The organism is Pseudomonas citri (genome assembly GCF_025336485.1).
GTDB classification, from domain to species: Bacteria; Pseudomonadota; Gammaproteobacteria; order Pseudomonadales; family Pseudomonadaceae; genus Aquipseudomonas; species Aquipseudomonas citri.
The window spans coordinates 69828-91614 of record NZ_JAODAB010000023.1 but is presented as its reverse complement, the minus strand read 5'-3'; the positions used below and the strand labels follow the sequence as shown (position 1 = coordinate 91614).

The following is a 21787-nucleotide window of genomic DNA, read 5'->3' as shown; positions in this document are numbered from 1 at the left end:
CGGTGCAACTGGTACTATCCCGACTCTTTTATTCAGCTTCAGGATCAGATTGATGAAAGTCGCCATCCTTTCCGGCTCGGTCTATGGCACCGCCGAAGAAGTCGCCCGGCATGCGGCCAGACTGCTTTGTGACGCCGGCTTCGAAGCCTGGCACAACCCCCGTGCCAGCCTGGCGGATATCCAGGCGTTTGCGCCACAAGCCCTGCTGGCGGTGACCTCGACGACCGGCATGGGTGAATTGCCGGACAACCTGATGCCGCTGTACTCGACCGTTCGCGATCAGTTGCCTGCATTCTTTCGCGGTTTGCCCGGTGCGGTGATCGGCTTGGGCGACGCCAGCTATGGCGATACCTTCTGCGCGGGCGGCGAGCAGATGCGCGAACTGTTCGCCGAGCTGGGTGTGAACGAGGTGCTGCCGATGCTGCGCCTGGACGCCAGCGAAAGCGTCAACCCGGAAACGGACGCCGAGCCCTGGCTTGCCGAGCTGATTGACGCGTTGCGCGGTTGAAGCGCTCTATCGTGACTCGCTCGGTCAGTAAGCTGGCTGCCAATGCAACTAGCGCCTTTGGATGAGCTGGCTAGACTGATTTTCTTGCGTAGGAAATTTTCGTAACCAGAGCCGAATAATAAGAAACCAGAGGCCTGAACCGTGAGCGTAGCCCCCGTCCAACCGACACTCGGTGTCAAGGAGCAGGTCCGTGCGGCCGATTGGCAGGCCCGGGTGGACCGTGCAGGGTATGAAACCTGATGCCGATCGCCCAGATTCCCCTGCGTATCTGGCGCCAGCGTAGCCAGGTCTTCACGTTCCGAGGGCACGCCATCCGATACTGGGTGGCCGGCCAGGGCGAGCCTTTGCTGCTGATCCACGGTTTTCCCACCGCGAGTTGGGACTGGCATTACCTGTGGCAACCCCTGGCGCAGCGCTACCGGGTCATCGCCTGTGACATGCTCGGTTTCGGTGATTCCGCCAAACCGACGGATCATGTCTACAGCCTGCTGGAGCAAGCGGACCTGCAACAGGCCTTGTTGGCGCACCTGAAGGTGGTGGGGCGGGCGGTGCATGTGCTGGCCCACGATTACGGGGACAGCGTCGCCCAGGAACTGATTGCGCGGCACGGCGAAGCGCGCATTCAAGTCGCCAGTTGCGTCTTTCTCAATGGCGGTCTGTTCCCGGAAACCCACCGTCCGGTGTTGGCCCAGAAGTTACTGCTCAGCCCGCTGGGCTGGCTGTTGGGGCGAGCGTTTTCCCGGCAAAGCCTGGTCAAGAATTTTCGGCAGATTTTCGGCCCCCGTACCGGCCCCACCGAGAGTGTGCTGGATGATTTCTGGAGCCTGGTAAAGGCCAATGACGGGCCGCGGATCATGCACAAACTCATTGCCTACATTCCCGAGCGACGTGTACAACGCGATCGCTGGGTGCAAGCGATGCAGCGCGGCGAAGTGCCGATGCGGGTCATCGACGGGGCGTTCGATCCGATTTCCGGTGAGCACATGGTGGCACGCTACGAGGCCCAGATCCCAAACCCCGACACGGTGCTGTTGCCTGGTATCGGCCACTATCCGCACACCGAGGCGCCGGTGCAGGTGCTCAAGCATTACCTGGCGTTTCGCGACGCGCTGATGACCCCTTGCATGCAAATGGCTTGCTCATGACCGCATCGCGAGCCGGCTCGCGATAGCGCTAACCGAGTCACCGGATCATCCCCGCACCTTATTGGTCACCATTCACTTCCAATCGAGTTGATTGTGAGCGCCCGGCTTGTGTTCGACACTCGAACGCATTGTCCTGTCGGCCTGCTGGAGTTCTGCCATGAGTGAGTCTGTGCGCTTCGAAGATAAAGTCGTGATCGTCACCGGAGCCGGCGGTGGCCTGGGGCGCGCCCATGCGTTGCTGTTCGCCAGGCAAGGCGCGAAGGTGCTGGTCAATGACCTTGGCGGTTCGGCGCAGGGCGAAGGGGCCAATGCCTCGGCGGCAGACCGGGTGGTCGCCGAAATCCGCGAGGCGGGTGGCATCGCCGAGGCCAACCATGACTCGGTCACCGATGGCGACAAGCTTGTGCAACATGCGCTCGACGCGTTCGGTCGCGTCGACGTGGTGGTCAACAACGCCGGCATCCTGCGGGACAAGACGTTCCACAAAATGGACGACACCGACTGGGACCTGGTCTACCGCGTCCACGTCGAGGGGGCCTACAAAGTCACCCGCGCGGCCTGGCCGCATCTGCGCGAACAGAACTACGGGCGGGTGATCTTCACCGCGTCCACGTCCGGCATCTACGGCAACTTCGGCCAATCCAACTACGGTATGGCCAAGCTCGGCCTTTACGGCCTGACCCGCACGCTGGCAATCGAGGGCCGCAAGAACAATATCCTGGTCAACGCCATCGCCCCCACCGGTGGCACCCGCATGACCGAAGGCCTGATCCCGCCGCAGGTCTTCGAACAGCTCAAGCCCGAACTCGTCAGTCCGCTGGTGGTGTACCTGACCAGCGAAGCCTGCCAGGAAACCTCCGGCTTGTTCGAAGTGGGCGGCGGCTGGATGGGCAAGGTACGCTGGGAGCGCAGCCTGGGGGCCGGCTTTGACCCGCGCAAAGGATTTACGCCCGAAGACGTCGCCGCCCATTGGCAGCAGATCTGTGATTTCGAGGGGGCCGCGCACCCCAATGACAACCTGGAAGCGTTGAAGGAAATGATGGCGAATCTGCAACGCTACGCTGTTTGAGTTCGTTGCCTCGACCCGTTGCCGTTACCGTCAGACACGGCAACCGGGGTCAGGGGAAGTATTTCTTCACCAGCGCCGCGAGGTTCGCGGCGGTCTCGATATCCATGACCCCGTCATGGTTCGCCGGACGAAAGTGCAGTTGAAAGGCGCGCACCAGCCGCTGAAAACCTGCACCCGTCGCGGCGGCCGAAGTGTCGTAGCCATATTTCTTGAACAGCCCGAGCAATTGCTCGCGCGTTGGCAATCCATTGCATTGGTACGCCTGCGTGTAGGCCTTTTGCGTAGGCGCATCGAACCAGGCGCCGATGCCCTTGGCGTACAGCGCCTGCCAGGGAAACATCGGGCCCGGATCGCTCTTTCGCCCGGCGGCAATGTCCGAATGTGCGACCACATTGACCGGGCTGATGTCCGGATAACGCTTGAGAATGTCCAACGCCAAGTCTTCGATCGCCTCGATTTGCCGAGCCTCATAAGGCGGGAAAGTAAATTGCCCTTGGTGATCGCTGGCGAGATTGACGATCTCAACGCCAATCGAAGTGTCATTCAGATTACTTCGCCCACCCCAACTGCTCACCCCTGCATGCCAGGCGCGCTGGCTTTCGTCCACCAGGTTGAATATCTGTTGGTCTTTGAAGCCGGCGTTCAGATAACTGGGATCGGTGATGTCCGGAATCAGATAATGGGCACTGACCGAGGCGCCGGTCAGGGCGTTGACAGAGGATGAAAAGTTACCGGCTGTGTAATGGAAAACCAGGAAACGGATTCGGCTGTTGTAGCCTTTTCTGGATCGATAGCGGCTGTTGTCGATGGGCACCATGAAAAACCTCACTGAATTGAAGTCGAAGCTGGGTGCTGCGACTGACTTTCAGCCTATCAGTGGATTTTCAATGGGTTTGTAGTGGGTTTCCTGCTTTGTTGTAGGAGCAAGCGTTTGAACGTTTGAGAATTGACTGTTCGTATAAGTAAGGAAATGGACGCGTTTTTTGGATAACTGAATTTGCCTGGAAACTTGTCCGAAAAACAGTCGCCCATAAAAAAGGCCGCTGCACATGCAGCGGCCCAAGCATGACGTGGCCAGGAGCTAGAAACCAACGCCAGTGAACACGGGGATGATGAGTCCATGCAGCGATTCATCCGAAAGACGGTGCGCCAGGCATGAGGGATGCCGTGGCGACTCAGGCTTGCAGGCCCGTTGTCTTGCAAGCCCGGCCAGCATAGGCGGCGGGCCGCTGGGGAAACAGCCCGGATCCGGACATGCACCGTTGCAGGGCACGCAACAGTCGGGCTGGCGGGGTGATTATGCGTGGCACTGATAATCCATCATCCAGTGCGCTCATGCCCGTCGCAAAGGCCCGTCCGGACTGGGCTGTAATCCTTTCGGGCGACAGTGCGAATACCCCCTTGGTGCGCTTATCGCCCCCGGCGTGCGGCAGTAGGGTGAAGCCTCTGTCACTCACCGGGGAAGACGCATGACAACAATAACAATGCGCGCCATCTTCAAACCGCGGGCGCTGGCCATCGCGGTGGCGTTGGGTTGCTGCGCCCAGGCGCAGGCCGTTTCTTTCAACATTGGCGAGATCGAGGGGCAATTCGACTCCTCGTTGTCCGTGGGCGCGAGCTGGGGCATGAGCGATGCCGACAAGGACCTGATCGGCACCGTCAACGGCGGCAGGGGCCAATCGTCCACCGGTGATGACGGACGGTTGAATTTCAAGAAAGGTGAAACCTACTCCAAGATCTTCAAGGGCCTGCACGACCTCGAGCTCAAGTACGGCGACACCGGTGTGTTTGTGCGCGGCAAGTATTGGTATGACTTCGAGCTCAAGGACGAAAGCCGTCCGTTCAAGGACATCAGCGACAGCAATCGAAAAGAGGGCGCCAAGTCGTCCGGGGCAGAGATCCTCGATGCTTTCGTCTACCACAACTATTCCATCGCCGATCTACCGGGCACGGTGCGTGCCGGCAAACAGGTGGTCAGTTGGGGGGAAAGCACTTTCATCGGCAACTCCATCAACAGCATCAACCCGGTGGACGTCTCCGCGTTCCGCCGTCCGGGCGCCGAGATCAAGGAAGGCCTGATCCCGGTGAACATGTTGTTCGCCTCCCAGGGGCTGACCGACAAGCTCACCATCGAAGGCTTCTACCAACTGGAGTGGGACCAGACGGTCGTCGACAACTGTGGCACGTTCTTCGGCAATGATGTGGTGGCGGACGGTTGCACCACCGGCTACACGGTGGGGAGCCCGGCCGTTGCGCCTTTCGTGCCGTTGACCCAGGCGTTTGGCCAGGGCATCCAGGTCTCCAGCGAAGGGGTGATCATTCCCCGCAGCGGTGATCGTGACGCCCGTGACTCCGGCCAGTGGGGCACGGCGTTGCGCTGGCTTGGTGACGATACCGAGTACGGCCTGTATTTCATGAACTACCACAGCCGAACGCCTACCGTCGGCACCATCACCGCCGGTAGCTCGACGCTGGCGGCGCTGCCGGGGATTATCGCGACGGCCAACGGTATCTTTCCCGGTAGCGGTGCGGGCGTGGCGCAAAGCGTGATGCTGGGACGCGGCCAGTACTACCTTGAGTACCCCGAGGACATCCGTCTGTACGGCGCCAGTTTCTCCACCACGTTGCCCACCGGTACCGCGTGGACCGGGGAAATCAGCTACCGCCCCAACGCGCCGGTGCAGCTCAACACCAACGACCTGACGCTGGCCCTGCTCAATCCGATTGCCGGGGGCGCGGCATCGCCCATTGCCACTTCGGCGGGTGCCGACAACACCGGCTACCGTCGCAAGGAAATCACCCAGGTCCAGAGCACCATGACCCACTTCTTCGACCAGGTACTGGGCGCCGATCGCCTGACCCTGGTAGGCGAGGCGGCAGTGGTGCACGTCGGTGGGCTGGAGTCCAAGGACAAGCTGCGTTACGGCCGCGATTCGGTCTACGGCCAATACGGCTTCAATGGCGACACCGACGGCTTTGTCACCTCGACCTCATGGGGCTATCGCGCCCGGGCGATTCTCGATTACTCCAACGTGATCGCCGGTATCAACTTCAAGCCCAACCTGTCCTGGTCCCATGACGTGGCGGGCTATGGTCCCAACGGCTTGTTCAACGAAGGCGCCAAGGCCATCAGCGTCGGTGTCGATGCCGACTACCGCAACACCTACACCGCCAGCCTGAGCTACACCGACTTTTTCGGCGGCGATTACAACGTTCTCAAAGACCGCGACTTCCTCGCGTTGAGCTTTGGCGTGAACTTCTGATCCGGCTGACAAGGAAAACCCTATGCGCAAGATGATCCTGCAATGCGGTGCCCTGGCCTTGAGCCTGCTGGCCGCGAACGTGATGGCGGCGGTTTCGCCGGATGAAGCGAACAAACTGGGCAGCAGCCTCACGCCATTGGGCGCGGAAAAGGCCGGCAACGCCGATGGCTCGATCCCGGCCTGGACCGGTGGCATTCCCAAGAACGCCGGCGCCGTGGACAGCAAGGGGTTTCTGGCCGATCCGTTCGCCAATGAAAAACCGTTGTTCATCATCACCGCCGCGACCGTGGACAAGTACAAGGACAAACTTTCCGAAGGCCAGGTCGCGATGTTCAAGCGCTACCCCGAGACCTACAGGATTCCGGTCTACCCGACCCACCGCAGCGTTGGCCTGCCGCCGGAGATCTATGAGTCGGCCAAGCGCAGCGCGTTGAATGTCACCGCGATCAACGACGGTAACGGCCTGGCCAACTTCACCGGTAACCGCTACTACGCGTTTCCGATTCCCAAGAACGGTGTGGAAGTCATCTGGAACCACATCACCCGTTATCACGGTGGCAACCTGCGGCGCATCATCACCCAGGCTACACCGCAGACCAACGGCAGCTTCACGCCGATCCGTTTCGAAGAGGAAGCGGCCGTGCCGTTCCTGATCAAGGACGCCGATCCGGAAAAAGCCAGCAACGTGCTGACCTATTTCAAGCAGGAGGTTACCGCCCCTGCACGCCTGGCCGGCAACGTGCTGCTGGTGCATGAGACCCTCGACCAGGTGAAGGAGCCGCGCCTGGCCTGGATCTACAACGCCGGCCAGCGTCGTGTGCGTCGCGCCCCGCAAGTGGCCTATGACGGCCCGGGCACCGCCGCCGACGGGCTGCGTACTTCCGACAACTTCGACCTGTTCTCCGGCGCCCCGGATCGCTACGACTGGAAACTGGTCGGCAAGAAGGAAATGTACATCCCCTACAACAGCTACAAGCTCGATTCGCCAAACCTCAAGTACGACGATGTGATCAAGGCAGGCCACATCAACCAGGACCTGACCCGCTACGAGTTGCACCGGGTCTGGGAAGTGGTCGGTACGGTCAAGCCCAGCGAGCGACATATCTACGCCAAGCGCCACATGTACTTCGATGAAGACAGCTGGCAGGCGGCGCTGGTGGATCACTATGATGGTCGCGGCCAGCTATGGCGCGTGGCCGAAGGTCATGCGCAGTTCTATTACGATCACCAGAACCCCGCCTACACCCTCGAGACGCTCTACGACCTCATCGCCGGCCGCTACATCGCGCTGGGGATGAAGAACGAAGAGAAACACAGCTACGAATACGGGTTCGAAGCCAGGGCGGCCGACTACACGCCGGCGGCGTTGCGTTCGACGGGGGTTCGGTAACGGCCTGACGGTTGGAAGGAAAACGGTGGAATTTATCTGTGGGAGCAAGCCTTGCTCTCACAGATGAAATTCTCTTAGTCAGCGCAAGGTGTGTCTGGCTTGCGCAATCGTGATCGACCGGCAACCCTCCTGCCGGTCGTTTTTTTATGGGCCCCAATCAGCGCGCTGAATACTTCTCCAAAGGTCGGCGACACAGGACTAGGGTGATGGGAGAACAATAAAAAAGGGCCTTCGCACATGACCGCCATGACACCGTGTCCGGACCGTCCTGGATTGCTGCCTCGCCTATCCTCCATCCACGTGCCACGGCGGTCCTTGAGCGAGCCGTTGCTGACTTCCGAGGCGCGGGTAAAGCTGCTTTGCGCACCGGCAGGCAGTGGCAAGAGCGCGTTGTTCGCCGAATGTTTCCTGCAAGCGCCCGCCGATTGTCGGCTGCATTGGCTACCGTTGGGCGGCGTTGCACTGAGCGCCGGGCAACTGTGCGAGCAACTGGGGCAGGCCTTCGGCTTGCCGCCGCTGGATGAGGCGGGGTTGTTGGCGCACCTGGCGCGCTTGCAGGCGCCGACCTGGCTGTTCCTGGATGATTACTGCCGGGTAGCGAATCCCGAATTGGACCAGTTGCTCGACCGTCTGTTGAGCACCAGCAGTCCGGCGCTGCACCTGTGGCTGAACGGACGTCGCCGCCCCCATTGCAACTGGCCGCGGCTGTTGCTCGACGATGAATTGCACGAGTTCGATGCCCGGGCGTTGGCATTCACCGCCGACGATGTCCAGGCGTTGCTCGGTCATCTACCTGTTCCTGAGGCGGCCCGTACTGCCCGCGAAGTGATACAGCGCAGCGCAGGCTGGTGCGCCGGGGTGCGCCTGGCCTTGCTCGAGCGCTGCGAATGGGCGCGCCGCCACGCCTCGCCAGGACGTGCGGGCACCTTGCCCGACTATCTGGAATACGAGCTGTTCGGCTCGTTGACGCCAGATCTGGCGCAGGCCTGGCGGGTGCTGGCGCATCTGCCACGTTTCAACGCCCGGCTGTGCGAACATTTGTTCGGCGACACGGTGGGTGCCGAATGCCTGCCTGAATTATTGGACTTGGGGTGCTTCATCGAACCCTGGGAACAGTCTGCGGACTGGCTGCACATCTTCCCCGCCCTGGCCCGGCTGGTGCGCGAAGAGCCCTGGCCGCAAGGGCGCTCCTGGCATCGCCGGGCCTGCCAATGGTTCGCGGCCGAGCAGGACTGGCAGATGGCGTTCGAACAGGCCATGCACGCGGAGGAGTTCGAGGCCGCCGTCAGTTTTTTGCAGCACCTGAGTTTCGAGCACGTCTTGCAGCGCCAGAATATGGTGCTGTTGCTGAGTTTGCATGACCGCCAGGGCGAAGCGCTGGCACTGGGGACTCCACAATCGGTGGGGCTGGTGACTGCGGCCCTGTTATTCGCCGGACGCTTCGACCAGGCGTCGGTGTGCATCGAACAACTGGCCAGGTTCGCGCCGCAGCCGTCGGCCGCCTTGCAGCGACAGTTGATCGCCCGATGGCAGGTCCTGCGAGGCTGGTTGCTGCACCTCTCGGGGGATGGCGGACAGGCTCGCGAGCACTTCCTCCAGGCCCAGGCCAGCCTGGATCCGCAAGCCTGGGCCCTGCGGCTGCTGTGCCTGATGGGGTTGACGCAGCAAGCGCTGCTCAGCGGCGAACTGGCTTCTGCCCACTGGACCAATCGCCAGGCGTTATGCCTGGCGCGTGCACAAGGCTCGCTGGTGTTCGAGGGCTTGCTGGAGCTCGATCATGCCCAAGTGCTGGAGCAGCGTGGCGCTCCCCATCGGGCGGATCATCTGCTGGAGGCGGTCCAACTGTTGCTCGATAAACCAGGCCAGGATTTTTCTGCGCTGCTGGGGCGTATCGCTCTGCGGCGGGGACGTCTGGCGTTGCGCATGGGGCTTGAAGAGCAGGCCGCCGAGCAATTCCAAGCCGGCTTGGACGCAAGCTTGCACAATCAGGATAAGCAAGCGCTGTACGGTTTTTTGGGCAAGGCCAGCCTGGCTGCTAACCAGGGGGATTATGGCGAGGCGTTCAGGCAACTGCGCGATGCCGAGCGGATCATGCAGCAGCGGCATATTCCTGACACCGTGTACCGCGGCGTGTTATTGCAAACCAGCTGCCAGTTCTGGTTGCAGCAAGGGCGTGCGGAGCTGGCCCATGAAGCCCTGACCCGGGTCCTGCGGCATTTTCGGGGGCCGCAGGCCAGGCACGCGCCTCCCGCGACCCTGGAGCTGATTCCCCGACTCGAATACCTGCTGGTGCTGGCCGAGGTCTATCTGGGGCGGGCATCGGATCCGCAAGCCCGGCTCATGGTCATGATCGAGCAGGCGCAACGCTGTGAAATGCATGCCCTGGAAGCCGAACTGCACCTGGCGCTGGCGGAGGTCGCCTGGCTGTCCGCAGACCCTTGCCTGGCACGCTCACTGTTGCAAGAGGCGCGCGAACGAGTGGTCTGTTGGCGCGCCCAGCAAGCCTTGCGTGAGCTGGGTTTGCGCCAGCCCGGGTTATTGCAGCAGGCCGTGTCGCCAGGGGGCAGCGAGCCAGCGACGACGACCGAAGAGCCCTTGCTCAGTCACCGCGAGTTGCAAGTCCTGGAGTTGATTGCGCAAGGTCATTCCAATCAGCAGATCGCCGAACGGTTGTTCATCTCCTTGCACACGGTAAAAACCCATACCCGTCGAATCCACAGCAAGTTGGGAGTGCAACGGCGTACACAAGCGGTCGCGAAGGCCAAGGTCATGGGGATGATGGGGTAGCTGACGTTACCCTTGCCGCCCGCACCTCAGTGATCCACCTCGACCTGCTGCGCAACCTGCGGCCCAGCCTCATACCCCATTCGCCAACTGACTGCCCGGGTCGCCGCCAGCAGTCGTTGCGCCGCCGGGCCGTTTTCATCGGCGTGGAACAGCGAGGCCGGGCCGACGATGGTCATCACCGCCGCCACCTGGCCGACCGCATTGAATACCGGGGCGGACAAGGCATCGACCCCGGGCATCAGCAAGCCATGCACATGATGCAGGCCGCGACTGCGGATCTGTTCGCACAAGGCAGCGTAAGCGTGGGTGTCGGCCAGCGGCGAATGGCTACTGCTCGCCAGTTCGTGCTCGCGCAACTCGACCGTCTCGCGCTCCGGCAGGTAGGCGCTGAACACCAGTCCGGTGGAGGAGCTGAGCAGCGGCAGCACCGAGCCCAGTTGCGTCACCACGGTCACGGCCCGCACCGCCGGCTCAATGCGCACCACGGTCGCGCCGTGATTGCCCCACACCGCCAGGAAACAGGTTTCGTTCAAGTCATCGCGCAACTCGGCCAAGGGCAGGGCGGCGACTTGCAGCACGTCCATGCTGTTCAAGGCGGCCAGGCCCACGCGCAGGGCTTCGCGGCCCAACCCGTAGTGATTGGTGGCGGCGTTCTGTTCGGCGAAACCGCTGGCGATCAGGGCCTGCAAATAACGATGAACTTTGCTGGCCGGCATTTGCACATGTTCGGCCAGGCGCGACAGCGAAGTAGCGGGGGACAGTTCGGCCAAGGCCTTGAGGATGTCGGTGCCGACTTCGGCCGAGCGGACTTTCTGTTTACCGTTGTTGAGCGGGGTTTCCATGGAGGCGCGAGGTCCAGAGGCGAATGGGCGTCTTTATAGCTTGACGGTCGTCGTCGAGCAAATTACGTTATGCGTAATTGGATTACGATAAAAATAACCCGGTGCGTCTCGCGTTTTCCTGTAAAGCGAGAGGCCGCACCCGTCCTGTATTCAGGAGGCCCCATGCACCTCGACTCCACCGCGTCGGACCTGGCTTACCAGTCGGGCTTCGGCAACGAATTCTCCAGCGAAGCACTGCCCGGCGCTCTGCCTGTCGGGCAGAACTCCCCGCAAAAAGCCCCTTACGGTCTCTACGCCGAATTGTTCTCCGGCACGGCCTTTACCATGGCCCGTGGCGAAGCGCGGCGCACTTGGCTATATCGCATCCGGCCGTCTGCCAATCACTCGGCTTTCGTCAAGCTTGAACGGCAGATCGCCGGTGGCCCTTTGGGCGACGTCACGCCCAATCGGCTGCGCTGGAACCCGTTGCAGATTCCTGCCGAGCCGACCGATCTGCTCGATGGCCTGGTGCGCATGGTGGCCAATGCCAACCCGGACAAACCCGCCGGTATCAGCGTCTATCACTACTGCGCCAACCGTTCCATGCAGCGGGTGTTCTTCAACGCCGACGGTGAGTGGCTGATCGTGCCGCAACTGGGACGGTTGCGCATTGCCACGGAGTTGGGCGTGCTGGAGCTGGCGCCACTGGAGATCGCCGTGTTGCCGCGCGGTCTGAAATTCCGCGTTGAACTGCTCGACCCACAAGCCCGCGGCTATATCGCCGAGAACCATGGTGCGCCATTGCGCCTGCCGGACCTTGGGCCGATCGGCAGCAACGGGCTGGCCAATCCGCGGGACTTTCTTTCGCCGGTCGCCCGTTACGAAAACCTTGCGCAGCCAACCACCCTGGTACAGAAATTCCTCGGTGAGTTGTGGGGATGCGAGCTGGGGCATTCACCCCTGGACGTGGTGGCCTGGCACGGCAACAACGTGCCGTACAAATATGACCTGCGGCGCTTCAATACCCTCGGTACGGTGAGCTTCGATCACCCCGACCCGTCGATTTTCACCGTGCTGACCTCACCCACCAGCGTGCATGGCCTGGCCAATCTCGACTTCGTGATTTTCCCGCCGCGCTGGATGGTGGCGGAGAACACCTTCCGTCCGCCGTGGTTCCACCGCAACCTGATGAACGAATACATGGGCCTGATCCAGGGCGCCTACGATGCCAAGGCCGAAGGTTTCGTGCCTGGTGGCGCGTCCCTGCACAGTTGCATGAGCGCCCATGGTCCGGACGGCGAAACCTGCACCAAGGCCATCAATGCCGAGCTGCAACCGGCAAAGATCGATAACACCATGGCCTTCATGTTCGAAACCAGCCAGGTCTTGCGCCCGAGCCGTTTCGCGCTGGACTGCCCGCAACTGCAAACCGACTACGATGCTTGTTGGGCCTCGCTGCCTGTCACGTTCGACCCGACCCGGAGATAATCCATGACCTCACTTTCCACTGCCCGTAGCTGGGTGGCCTGCGCCAATGGCCATGTCGATTTCCCGCTGCAAAACCTGCCATTGGGCATCTTCAGCCGGGGCGGCGATGCCCCTCGTAGTGGCGTCGCCATTGGCGAGCGGATTTTCGACTTGCAGGCCGCGTTGCAACTGGGATTGTTCGACGGTGCGGCGCGCGAAGCCGTCGAGGCCATGGCGAGCGGTCAGTTGAATGCGTTCTTCGACCTGGGACGCAGTGCTCGAGTCGCCCTGCGTGAGCGGCTGCTGGAGCTACTGCGCGAAGACAGTCCCTTGCGCGATACACTTCAGGCCCAGGCGTCGAGCCTGCTGCCGCTGGCAAGCGACTGCCAGATGCACCTGCCCGCCAGAATCCACGACTACACCGATTTCTACGTCGGTATCGAGCACGCACAGAACGTTGGCAAGCTGTTTCGCCCCGACAATCCCTTGTTGCCCAACTACAAATACGTCCCCATCGGTTACCACGGTCGGGCCTCGACCGTCCGTCCGTCCGGCACGGCGGTACGCCGCCCCCTGGGCCAGACCTTGCCCGCCGGCCAGGCCGAGCCGACCTTCGGCCCGTGCGCACGGCTGGACTACGAGTTGGAATTGGGCATCTGGATCGGCCAGGGCAACGCCCTGGGCGAACCCATCGCCATTGGCGATGCGGCCGAGCACATCGGTGGGTTCTGCCTGCTCAACGACTGGTCGGCGCGGGACATCCAGGCGTGGGAATACCAGCCGTTGGGGCCGTTCCTGTCGAAGAATTTCCTGACCAGTGTTTCGCCCTGGGTGGTGACGGCCGAAGCCCTCGAACCGTTCCGCCGTCCGCAACCGGCGCGCCCGCAGGACGATCCGCAACCGTTGCCGTATCTGCTGGACAAGCGTGATCAGGCGGGCGGCGCCTTCGACATCGAGCTGGAAGTCTTGCTGCTGACCGAGGCAATGCGCGAGCAGGACCTGCCGGCCCAGCGCCTGACCCTGAGCAATACCCAATACATGTACTGGACCGTGGCGCAGATGGTTGCGCACCACAGCGTCAACGGTTGCCAACTGCAGGCCGGCGATCTGTTCGGTTCGGGCACCCTGTCGGGCCCCGAGAGCGGTCAGTTCGGTAGCCTGCTGGAGATCACCGAGGGCGGTAAAAAGCCAATCGAGCTGGCATCGGGTGAAGTGCGCAAGTTCCTGGAGGACGGCGACGAAATCATCCTGCGGGCGCGCTGCCGTCGCGAGGGGTTTGTGTCCATCGGGTTTGGCGAATGCCGCGGCAAGATCTTGCCAGCACGTTGAGGGACAAGGCATGCAACTCTATACCTACTATCGTTCCACTTCGTCCTACCGGGTGCGCATTGCCCTGGCACTCAAGGGCCTGGATTACCAGGCCCTGCCGGTCAACCTGATCGCACCGCCAGGAGGCGAGCACCGCCAGCCGACGTACCTGGCGATCAATCCTCAAGGGCGCGTGCCCGCGCTGCGTACCGACGAGGGCGCACTGCTGGTGCAGTCGCCCGCCATCATCGAATACCTGGAGGAGCGTTATCCACAGGTGCCACTGCTCAACGCGGACCTGGCGGTTCGCGCCCATGAGCGGGGCGTCGCGGCGCTGATCGGTTGCGACATCCATCCGCTGCACAACGTCAGCGTGCTCAACAAGCTGAGGGCGTGGGGGCACGATGAGACCCAGGTGACGGAGTGGATCGCGCATTGGATCGGCCAGGGGCTGGCGGTGGTGGAGCAACTGATTGGCGACGACGGCTATTGCTTCGGTGCGGTGCCGGGGCTGGCGGATGTGTACCTGATCCCGCAGCTCTATGCCGCCGAGCGCTTCAACGTACCCCTGCAAGATTTCCCACGGATCCGTCGCGTGGCGGCGTTGGCGGCAGGGCATCCGGCCTTCCGGCAGGCGCACCCGGCCAATCAGCCGGATACCCCCTGAAGGTTGCGGTCTGAAAGCCGGATGATTGCCACAGGGACTGTCTTCCCTCGTTCAAACAGTGTCCAGCGGCTCAATGCACAATTGAATTCGGCGGCAGTTGCCCCAGCCGTTCCGTCAGGCGGATTCGCTGGATCGGGTCGTCACTGAGCAGCAGGGCATGTTCCAGGTCGAAGCGCTCGGCATTGGGGCAGTCGAGCCGCTGGTACAGGCTGGCGCGGGCCAGGTAATCGGCGGCGTTGGCGTTGCCCAGTTCCAATACCCTTTCGGCATCGATCAGTGCGTCGAGGTATTCGTCGTTGGCCAGGTGCAGTTGCCGCAGGTTGCGCGACAGGCGCTGGAGCATCTGCGTCGGTTCGGCGTGGGCCAGGTACTCGGCCTTGAGCGGCATGTTCGGGCCGTACTGGCGCTGTAGCAGTTCCCGGCAGTCATTGGGGTACAACCGACGTCCACCGCAGGGGTCGAGCAGGTGGTCGGCACCGGGCACCTTGAGCAGGAAATGGCCGGGAAAATTGATACCGACCATCGGTATGTCCAGGCCTCTGGCCAGCTCCAGGGCAATCAGGCTGAGGGCCAGGGGTTGTCCGCGTTTGCTCGCCAGCACTTTGTCGAGTAGCGCCGCCCGTGGTCGCAGGGGCGTGAAGTCGTCCTGGGCGAACCCCAGGTCATTGAGTCGTCGCAACAAGGGCTGGCCCAGTTCGCTGGCGGGCAACAGGGGCAGGCCATGGCTGACTTGCTGTTGCAGCGCCTTGAAGTCCTTCAGCACGGCTGTTACGTCCACGTCACGATCATGTTCGGCAGCCATCCACAACGCCGCTTCGAACAATGCGGGCGGCGTGCGCTGCAAACATTCAAGAAAAGCTTGGCGCGGCTTCATCGAACTCTCCGGGCAATGTCCCCGTTTTAGCTGCGCCGTGGATTTTCGTCCAGTCCGGGCGGTCTCGGTGGCAGGTTTATGCCCAAAAGACTGAGGCCCGGGGCGCTTTATTCCGGCGTGCTCCAGCAAATTTCGGCCATGCGCCTATACTGGCGGAACAAACGAAGGTGATTCGGGAGCCCTTTGATGTTTGCTCTCATGCAAAGCTCCCGCCTTGAATCGCTGCACTTGAGCGTAGACCCGGCCACCGGGTTGAAGGCGGTCATAGCCATTCATTGCAGCCGTCCGGGGCCTGCCCTGGGTGGTTGTCGCTACCTGTCCTACCCCGACGATGAAAGTGCCGTGGTCGACGCCGTGCGCCTGGCCCAGGGCATGAGCTACAAGGCCGCCCTGGCGGGCTTGCCGGTGGGCGGCGGGGTGGCGGTGATCATGCGTCCGGCCCACGTGGACAACCGCGCCGCGTTGTTCGAAGCCTTCGGCCGTTGTATCGAACAACTGGATGGCCGCTACATCACCGCCATCGACAGCGGTACCTCGGTGGCGGACATGGATTGCATCGCCCAGCAGACCCGTCATGTCACCAGCACCACTGCCGCGGGAGACCCCGCACCGCATGCGGCAATGGGGGTGTTTGCCGGCATCCGGGCCACGGCCATGGCTCGCCTGGGCAGCGATAACCTCGAAAGCCTGCGGGTGGCGATCCAGGGCCTGGGCAATGTCGGTTTTGCCCTGGCGCAACAGCTGCATGCAGCGGGCGCCGAACTGCTGGTCAGCGACATCGATCCTGGCAAGGTGCAATTGGCGATGGAACAGTTGGGTGCGCATCCGATTGCCAACGACGCGTTGCTCAGCACCCCGTGCGACATCCTGGCTCCCTGCGGCCTGGGTGGTGTGCTCAACAGCCACAGCGTGGCGCAGCTGCGTTGCTCGGCCGTGGCCGGTTCGGCCCATAACCAACTGAGCAACCTGCAAGTGGCCGATCAGTTGGAACGGCGCGGGATCCTCTATGCCCCGGACTACGTGATCAATTCCGGTGGGCTGATCTACGTCGCCCTCAAGCATCGTGGCGAGGAACTGTCCACCATCACCGCGCACCTGTCGAAGATCGGTGCCCGGCTCACGGAAGTCTTCGCCCACGCCCAGGCGGAAAAACGCTCGCCGGCCCGGGTGGCCGACGAGTTGGCGGAGCGGCTGTTGTACCGCTGATGTACCGCTGAAAAGCGGCTGAGACGCCGGCGATGCCGCCGCCGACCACGATAAAGTCGTAATGGACGGTCATGGTCGGCTGCCCTCGGCGATAACGGCGGCTTTGCTTTCACGGGTGTAGGTCAGCGCGAAATGTGCCACGAGGCCGAAGATCAATCCCCAGAACGCGGCGGCCAGGCCCAGGAAGCTCATGCCCGAGGCTGTCACCAGGAAGGTGATCAGCGCCGCTTCCCGTTGTTTTTCGTCGGCCATGGCACCGGTCAGCCCGGCACTGATCGCGCCGAACAAGGCGAGGCCGGCCAGGGAGGCGATCAGTTCCTTGGGCAATGCGGAAAACACCGAGGCCAGGGTTGCGCCGAAGGTGCCCATCAGAATGTAGAACGCCCCGCAGGCGATCCCGGCGATGTAGCGCTTGTCGCGGTTCTCGTGGGATTCGCGACCGGTGCAGATCGCCGCGGTAATCGCCGCCAGGTTGAGGCCATGGGAGCCGAAGGGGGCCATCAGGACCGAACCGATCGCGGTGACCGAAATGATCGAGCGCGCTGGCGTGTCGTAGCCCGCCGTGCGCATGACGGCCATGCCCGGCACGTACTGACCGGTCAGGGTGACCAATGCCAGTGGCAAGCCGATGTTGATGATCGCGTGCCAGCTCCATTGCGGGGCGATGAACACCGGTTGGGCCACGGCGATGGTGATCGAGCCACTATTGAGTTCACCGAACGAGGCGGCCACGGCACAGCCGATGACCAGTACGGACAAAATGGCGTAGCGGGGCGACAGGCGCTTGAACGCCAGGTAGACCGCGAGCATCGACAGTACCAGCGCCGGTTGCAGCTTGATCGAGGTGAACAGCTCGGCACCGAAGCGGAACAGGATGCCGGCGAGCATCGCTGCGGCGATGGCTTTGGGCAGGCGGTTCATCAGTTTGTCGAACGCCCCGGACAAGCCGATCACGGCGATGATCAGCGATGCCACGACGTAGGCGCCGATAGCCTCGGGCAAGGTGACGGTAGGCAGTATCGACACCAGCAACGCCGCGCCTGGCGTCGACCATGCGGTGATCACCGGAACCCGCAAGCGCCAGCTCAGGAGCAGCCCGGTAATCCCGCTGCCAATGGAAATGGCCCAGATCCATGAAGACACCACATCATCAGGCAGGTGCGCTTCCTTGGCCGCCTGAAACACGATAATCAGCGGTCCGGCATAGGAAATGATCACGGCGATGAAGCCCGCTATGACCGCTGACAGGGATAGATCCTTTCTGAGTGTGTCCATGATGTCTCGACTTGGCGCGACGGAGCGCGCGGTGATCAGGATGATTGAGTCGATTGATTCGATTCGATGTCAGTGTATTTTAATAGATTGAATTGATTCAATAGTCGAGACGCTTGTTGCTAGATATTTTTTCGTTGTGAGTATCGACCTTTTTTGTTTTATGTTTTTATTTGATTGATAAATAAGGATTTTATTTATTCGTATGAATTCATTGTGATCTGATGCGTAGCGAATCAATCATCACTTCAATCGACTCAATTGTCTGATTGAGTCGAATTATTAGTTGCCTAACCTCCATGTGATATGCTCGGATATTGATCATTTCTACGATGGGTAGTGAACATTCATGTGGGTTCCCCAGCTAAGCGAGTTCAGCCAGCCGATGTATTTGTCGATTGCCGATGCGTTGGCACGCGATATCAGCAACGGCGTGCTGAACGAAGGTGATCGCCTGCCAACCCTGCGCGAGCTGGCCACCGCGTTGAATGTCACGCCGGGCACCATCAGCCGGGCCTATGGCGAAGCCCACCGGCGTCGACTGGTGCAGGGGGAGGTGGGGCGTGGCACGTATGTGCTCAACCAGAAGCAGCTGGAGCTGCCGGCGAGCAACAACGTCGCGCCCTTGAACCTGGGGCAGTCGGAGTGGCTCGATCTTTCAATCATCAAGCCCTCCAGCGAAACCCTGGAGTTCTGGTTGCGTGACGCGCTGGTGGGCATGGCCAAGAGCACCGATTTTGCCCGCACTCTGGATTATGCGCCGGACGGTGGGCATCCGGCCCATCGCGAGGCAGGGGCGCAGTGGTTACGCCATTCGTTGCCCGATGCGCAATGGCAGCAAGTGGTGCTCACCGCAGGCGCCCAGCATGGCTTGATGGTTGCGATGAGCGCCCTGACCAATGCCGGTGACCTGGTGCTCTGCGAAGCGCTTTGTTACCCCGGCATCATTTCCCTGGCCCATGGCCTTGAGCGCCGGCTGCGTGGCGTGCCGATGGATGACGAGGGCATTATCCCCGAGGCGTTGCGTGAGTTGTGCCTGCGCGAAAAACCGACGATGCTGGTCTGCGTGGCGACCTGCCAGAATCCGACGGCGGCGATCATGTCGCAAAAGCGTCGGGCCCAGATTGCGGCGCTGGCGGAAGAGTTCGACTTCATCATTCTGGACGATGACATCTACGGCTTCCTGGCCACCGACCCGTCGATCAAGCCATTGTCGGCATTTGCACCGGACCGTTCGGTGTATCTGACCAGCTTGTCGAAGTCGGTTATGCCGGCCCTTCGCATCGGCTATCTCTACAGCCCGCCGAAACTGCTGTCGCGGCTGACCTCAATGGTGCGCAGCAGCGTCTGGATGCCGTCGCCATTGACTGCGCAGTTGGCCAGCAATGTGATTACCGAAGGCCTGGATAAAAAACTGATTCGTATCCAGCGCAACGAAGCCGCTGGGCGGCAGGCGATTGCCCAGGAAATCTTTGCCAATTACGAACTCAAGACCCAGCCTTATTCCTATCACGTCTGGTTGACGTTGCCCGAACCATGGACCAGCGACGAGTTCGCCATGCTGGCCCGGGCCAACGGCGTGTTGGTGCTCAGCGGTACGCAATTCCAGGCTGAGCGCTCCGGAACCACCCGTTGCGTGCGTCTGGTGCTGATGTCGTCTACCAGTCAGGACGAATTGCGTTTTGCCCTGACCAAGCTGGCCAGCCTGATCGATTCCGATCCGCGCCGCTATTACTAAAAAAGATCGCAGCCTTCGCCAGCTCCTACATGGAATACACCGTGCAGGAGCTGGCGAAGGCTGCGATCTTTTTAGGTTATTCGTCCGACGGGTTGAGCAGTTCGGACAAGGCGTCCGGCTGGCTCTTGAATGCCTTGGCGAACACATCACGGTTCTTCGCCATGTAGATCCCGGCTTCCTCGACCTGTTGCTCGCTCAGCGATGGAACGGCTTTTTGCAACACCTCGGCCAGCAATTCTGCGAGCTCCAGCATTTTGTCATGACGGTCAGCTTCGGCTTTATCCATGAACAAGCGCTCCAAATCCCGGCTGCTGCGGTATACCACTTCGACGGCCATTCACCACCTCACATGCCTTCAATGGGTTATCTGTGTGAATACTGTGTTTATATACAGGCAAAAGGATAAGCGAATCCCTTGCCGTTGGGTAGTGGCTTTTTAATGTAGCCTACCCGCTGGCCTTTTTTCTGCATGCAGAAAAACCGTCACGTCCAACCCGCATCATCCGGTCGAGCCGACCTAAGGAAACTACACCGTGAAAATCAATTGGGCCGAGAACCTGCGCCAGAACGTCCACCAATTGGCCGAGTCCCTGGGCAACCTGTTCGTCGAAAGTTTCCACTACCTGGCGCTGTTCGCCATCGGGGCCGTGACCGCTTGGGCCTCGGTGATGGAGTTTTTGCAGATGATCGAGGCAGGGAATATCAAGATCGATGATATTTTGCTGCTGTTCATCTATCTCGAACTGGGTGCGATGGTCGGGATTTATTTCAAGACCAACCACATGCCGGTGCGGTTCCTGATCTACGTCGCCATCACGGCGCTGACACGCCTGCTGATTTCCAATGTTTCCCACCACAACCCGCCGGACATGGGGATCATCTACTTGTGTGGCGGTATTTTGCTGCTGGCTTTCGCGATCCTTGTAGTGCGCTACGCCTCGTCGCAGTTCCCCTCGGTGAAGATCGAGCACCCGCACCGCAAGGCCGGTGCGGGTTCCAGCGAGCCGGTCGAGGTGGAGAAGGGCGAGATCTGAAAACCAGCGGCGTCTAAAGCCCGGCAGTGCTGGAGGCGCAGCCTTGGACTTGGGGAGGTGGCAGCTTGATGTTGCCGCCGTCGGTCATGGCTTCAAGAATGGCCACGGCGCTGTGGCCCTGTTCGATAGCGATGCCGAACTGAATGCTTTGCACCAGGCGTTTGAGCCGCTCCGGGTCGTTGCGCTGCTGGGCGCTGATCATGCGCCTGGCGACAATGCGCCCGGCCTTGGACAGGGTCAGCATGATGCGGCCATCCAGGCCCTGGATGCTCAGATTGATCTGGTACTGCGGCGCAAAAGCGTCGGTAATGACCTGAAAAGGGTTGTCCATGATGCGTCACCGCCTGATTGAACGTGCAGTTGTTGACCGACCGTGGTCGTGATTAGTTCGCAACTCCGGACCATCGGCCATTCCATGATCGAGTTCATCGTAGGGTTCCAGGGCTGGCAGCCCGTGGGGAAGTAGCAAGGGCCATGCCGGAAAAAACCTCGGACAATGAACCCGGTCGAGGGGCGTGGGGGACATGGCAATGCGGGTGTCTGGGCAGCCCTTTTCGGGGCAGGAAGTGTTCGCAGGCGGTGCAACGGAGCGGCGAAGGAGGGGCGAGGCAATTCCCGACATTAACAGGGCTTTTGCTCGTTGTCCGGCATTATTTGCAAAGGAATATTTATCTTTTCAGGGGGCTTGAATTGTTCCTCCGCCAGCCCGACTCTGTACTCAAGGGGCCGTTGCGCTAACGTCGACAGGCCCCTGGCGAGCTAGCCGAAATAAGGGATGAACTATGCAAATCCAAGTCAACAGCGATAACCATATTCAAAGCAGCATCCGACTGGAGGAGTGGGTACGTACTACCATCGAGAGCACGCTCGAACGTTACGAAGAAGACCTGACACGGGTCGAAGTTCATCTACGCGATGAAAACGGCGACAAGCCGGGTCCCCATGACCTGCGTTGCCAGCTTGAAGCACGGCCGAAGGGCCATCAGCCAATCTCCGTCGCGCACAAGGCCGAGTCGTTGGAACTGGCGATCGAAGGCGCCGCCACCAAGCTCGAGAACGCACTGGAACACTTGTTCGGTAAGCTGCGCGGCAAGCGCTCAGCTACCGCGACGCCGTCCGAGTCCGTCGCCCTGGCCGATGCCATGCTGGAAGAGGAATTCCTGGAGAACGAACGGGCTGCGCTCCACGGCTGAAACCGCGTTCATTTCAATTCCCACTGAAAACGGGCCTGCCATCGC

19 protein-coding genes are annotated in these 21787 nt (G+C 61.4%); 13 read left to right on the top strand and 6 right to left on the bottom strand.

What is annotated here, in order from left to right; translation table 11 throughout:
• Positions 1-52: 52 nt before the first annotated feature.
• The 3 genes from N4Q37_RS21665 (at position 53) to N4Q37_RS21655 (ending at position 2722) form a co-directional block, all read left to right on the top strand.
• A complete protein-coding gene (locus tag N4Q37_RS21665) occupies positions 53-508 on the top strand; it encodes a flavodoxin (protein ID WP_260961653.1) in 456 nt (151 codons plus the stop codon).
• A gap of 239 nt (positions 509-747) precedes the next feature.
• Positions 748-1653 (top strand): alpha/beta fold hydrolase, encoded by a 906-nt coding sequence (locus tag N4Q37_RS21660; RefSeq protein ID WP_260961652.1) that lies wholly within the window; start codon positions 748-750, stop codon positions 1651-1653.
• Positions 1654-1810: 157 nt separating this feature from the next.
• A complete protein-coding gene (locus tag N4Q37_RS21655; RefSeq protein ID WP_260961651.1) occupies positions 1811-2722 on the top strand; it encodes an SDR family oxidoreductase in 912 nt (303 codons plus the stop codon).
• Positions 2723-2771: 49 nt separating this feature from the next.
• On the opposite strand, the gene N4Q37_RS21650 is transcribed toward N4Q37_RS21655, so the two are convergent.
• Positions 2772-3539 (bottom strand): N-acetylmuramoyl-L-alanine amidase, encoded by a 768-nt coding sequence (locus tag N4Q37_RS21650; protein ID WP_260961650.1) that lies wholly within the window; start codon positions 3537-3539, stop codon positions 2772-2774.
• Positions 3540-4191: 652 nt separating this feature from the next.
• Here N4Q37_RS21650 and N4Q37_RS21645 point away from each other — a divergent pair.
• The 3 genes from N4Q37_RS21645 (at position 4192) to N4Q37_RS21635 (ending at position 10162) form a co-directional block, all read left to right on the top strand.
• Complete coding sequence (locus tag N4Q37_RS21645) at positions 4192-5985, top strand: DUF1302 domain-containing protein (protein WP_260961649.1); 1794 nt, start codon at positions 4192-4194, stop codon at positions 5983-5985.
• Between the two features lie 22 nt (positions 5986-6007).
• Positions 6008-7375, top strand: a complete 1368-nt coding sequence (locus N4Q37_RS21640) for a DUF1329 domain-containing protein (protein ID WP_260961648.1) — start codon at positions 6008-6010, stop codon at positions 7373-7375.
• Positions 7376-7612: 237 nt separating this feature from the next.
• Positions 7613-10162: a helix-turn-helix transcriptional regulator gene (locus N4Q37_RS21635; RefSeq protein ID WP_260961647.1), complete on the top strand. Its 2550-nt coding sequence runs from the start codon at positions 7613-7615 to the stop codon at positions 10160-10162.
• A 26-nt stretch (positions 10163-10188) separates the two neighbouring features.
• On the opposite strand, the gene N4Q37_RS21630 is transcribed toward N4Q37_RS21635, so the two are convergent.
• Positions 10189-11004, bottom strand: coding sequence for an IclR family transcriptional regulator (locus tag N4Q37_RS21630; RefSeq protein ID WP_260961646.1), 816 nt, complete (start codon positions 11002-11004; stop codon positions 10189-10191).
• A 162-nt stretch (positions 11005-11166) separates the two neighbouring features.
• Between N4Q37_RS21630 and hmgA the strand changes: the two genes are divergently transcribed.
• Genes hmgA through maiA form a run of 3 tightly spaced genes read left to right on the top strand, consistent with a single transcriptional unit; the run spans position 11167 to position 14425 of the window.
• On the top strand, positions 11167-12471 hold the full coding sequence (gene hmgA / locus N4Q37_RS21625; RefSeq protein WP_260961645.1) for a homogentisate 1,2-dioxygenase: 1305 nt from the start codon (positions 11167-11169) through the stop codon (positions 12469-12471).
• Between the two features lie 3 nt (positions 12472-12474).
• On the top strand, positions 12475-13779 hold the full coding sequence (gene fahA / locus N4Q37_RS21620) for a fumarylacetoacetase (RefSeq protein ID WP_260961644.1): 1305 nt from the start codon (positions 12475-12477) through the stop codon (positions 13777-13779).
• A 10-nt stretch (positions 13780-13789) separates the two neighbouring features.
• Entirely contained in the window at positions 13790-14425 is a 636-nt protein-coding gene (gene maiA, locus N4Q37_RS21615) for a maleylacetoacetate isomerase (protein ID WP_260961642.1), read from the top strand.
• 70 nt (positions 14426-14495) lie between these two features.
• Here maiA and N4Q37_RS21610 read toward each other — a convergent pair whose 3' ends face one another.
• Entirely contained in the window at positions 14496-15299 is an 804-nt protein-coding gene (locus N4Q37_RS21610) for a SirB1 family protein (protein ID WP_260961641.1), read from the bottom strand.
• A gap of 186 nt (positions 15300-15485) precedes the next feature.
• Between N4Q37_RS21610 and N4Q37_RS21605 the strand changes: the two genes are divergently transcribed.
• Positions 15486-16505, top strand: coding sequence for a Glu/Leu/Phe/Val dehydrogenase family protein (locus N4Q37_RS21605; protein WP_260961640.1), 1020 nt, complete (start codon positions 15486-15488; stop codon positions 16503-16505).
• A 69-nt stretch (positions 16506-16574) separates the two neighbouring features.
• On the opposite strand, the gene N4Q37_RS21600 is transcribed toward N4Q37_RS21605, so the two are convergent.
• The gene (locus tag N4Q37_RS21600; RefSeq protein WP_260961639.1) at positions 16575-17780 is read right to left on the bottom strand and encodes a benzoate/H(+) symporter BenE family transporter; all 1206 of its coding nucleotides are present in this window, start codon (positions 17778-17780) and stop codon (positions 16575-16577) included.
• A 346-nt stretch (positions 17781-18126) separates the two neighbouring features.
• On the opposite strand from N4Q37_RS21600, the gene N4Q37_RS21595 reads away from it, so the two are divergent.
• Positions 18127-19515 (top strand): aminotransferase-like domain-containing protein, encoded by a 1389-nt coding sequence (locus tag N4Q37_RS21595; RefSeq protein WP_260961638.1) that lies wholly within the window; start codon positions 18127-18129, stop codon positions 19513-19515.
• 76 nt (positions 19516-19591) lie between these two features.
• Here N4Q37_RS21595 and N4Q37_RS21590 read toward each other — a convergent pair whose 3' ends face one another.
• Positions 19592-19852, bottom strand: coding sequence for a YebG family protein (locus N4Q37_RS21590; protein ID WP_003205410.1), 261 nt, complete (start codon positions 19850-19852; stop codon positions 19592-19594).
• Positions 19853-20048: 196 nt separating this feature from the next.
• Between N4Q37_RS21590 and N4Q37_RS21585 the strand changes: the two genes are divergently transcribed.
• Positions 20049-20549, top strand: coding sequence for a phosphate-starvation-inducible protein PsiE (locus tag N4Q37_RS21585; protein ID WP_260961636.1), 501 nt, complete (start codon positions 20049-20051; stop codon positions 20547-20549).
• Between the two features lie 13 nt (positions 20550-20562).
• On the opposite strand, the gene N4Q37_RS21580 is transcribed toward N4Q37_RS21585, so the two are convergent.
• Positions 20563-20880 carry a DUF3509 domain-containing protein gene (locus N4Q37_RS21580; protein WP_260961635.1) on the bottom strand — a complete coding sequence of 106 codons (318 nt, stop codon included), beginning with the start codon at positions 20878-20880 and terminating at the stop codon, positions 20563-20565.
• A 451-nt stretch (positions 20881-21331) separates the two neighbouring features.
• Between N4Q37_RS21580 and N4Q37_RS21575 the strand changes: the two genes are divergently transcribed.
• Positions 21332-21742: an HPF/RaiA family ribosome-associated protein gene (locus tag N4Q37_RS21575; protein ID WP_260961634.1), complete on the top strand. Its 411-nt coding sequence runs from the start codon at positions 21332-21334 to the stop codon at positions 21740-21742.
• The last annotated feature ends 45 nt before the right edge of the window (positions 21743-21787 follow it).

Coding starts and splice junctions, on each gene's coding strand:
- N4Q37_RS21665 (WP_260961653.1), top strand. CDS start 53: ATGAAAGTCGCCATCCTTTCCGGCTCGGTCTATGGCACCGCCGAAGAA.
- N4Q37_RS21660 (WP_260961652.1), top strand. CDS start 748: ATGCCGATCGCCCAGATTCCCCTGCGTATCTGGCGCCAGCGTAGCCAG.
- N4Q37_RS21655 (WP_260961651.1), top strand. CDS start 1,811: ATGAGTGAGTCTGTGCGCTTCGAAGATAAAGTCGTGATCGTCACCGGA.
- N4Q37_RS21650 (WP_260961650.1), bottom strand. CDS start 3,539: ATGGTGCCCATCGACAACAGCCGCTATCGATCCAGAAAAGGCTACAAC.
- N4Q37_RS21645 (WP_260961649.1), top strand. CDS start 4,192: ATGACAACAATAACAATGCGCGCCATCTTCAAACCGCGGGCGCTGGCC.
- N4Q37_RS21640 (WP_260961648.1), top strand. CDS start 6,008: ATGCGCAAGATGATCCTGCAATGCGGTGCCCTGGCCTTGAGCCTGCTG.
- N4Q37_RS21635 (WP_260961647.1), top strand. CDS start 7,613: ATGACCGCCATGACACCGTGTCCGGACCGTCCTGGATTGCTGCCTCGC.
- N4Q37_RS21630 (WP_260961646.1), bottom strand. CDS start 11,004: ATGGAAACCCCGCTCAACAACGGTAAACAGAAAGTCCGCTCGGCCGAA.
- hmgA (WP_260961645.1), top strand. CDS start 11,167: ATGCACCTCGACTCCACCGCGTCGGACCTGGCTTACCAGTCGGGCTTC.
- fahA (WP_260961644.1), top strand. CDS start 12,475: ATGACCTCACTTTCCACTGCCCGTAGCTGGGTGGCCTGCGCCAATGGC.
- maiA (WP_260961642.1), top strand. CDS start 13,790: ATGCAACTCTATACCTACTATCGTTCCACTTCGTCCTACCGGGTGCGC.
- N4Q37_RS21610 (WP_260961641.1), bottom strand. CDS start 15,299: ATGAAGCCGCGCCAAGCTTTTCTTGAATGTTTGCAGCGCACGCCGCCC.
- N4Q37_RS21605 (WP_260961640.1), top strand. CDS start 15,486: ATGTTTGCTCTCATGCAAAGCTCCCGCCTTGAATCGCTGCACTTGAGC.
- N4Q37_RS21600 (WP_260961639.1), bottom strand. CDS start 17,780: ATGGACACACTCAGAAAGGATCTATCCCTGTCAGCGGTCATAGCGGGC.
- N4Q37_RS21595 (WP_260961638.1), top strand. CDS start 18,127: ATGTGGGTTCCCCAGCTAAGCGAGTTCAGCCAGCCGATGTATTTGTCG.
- N4Q37_RS21590 (WP_003205410.1), bottom strand. CDS start 19,852: ATGGCCGTCGAAGTGGTATACCGCAGCAGCCGGGATTTGGAGCGCTTG.
- N4Q37_RS21580 (WP_260961635.1), bottom strand. CDS start 20,880: ATGGACAACCCTTTTCAGGTCATTACCGACGCTTTTGCGCCGCAGTAC.
- N4Q37_RS21575 (WP_260961634.1), top strand. CDS start 21,332: ATGCAAATCCAAGTCAACAGCGATAACCATATTCAAAGCAGCATCCGA.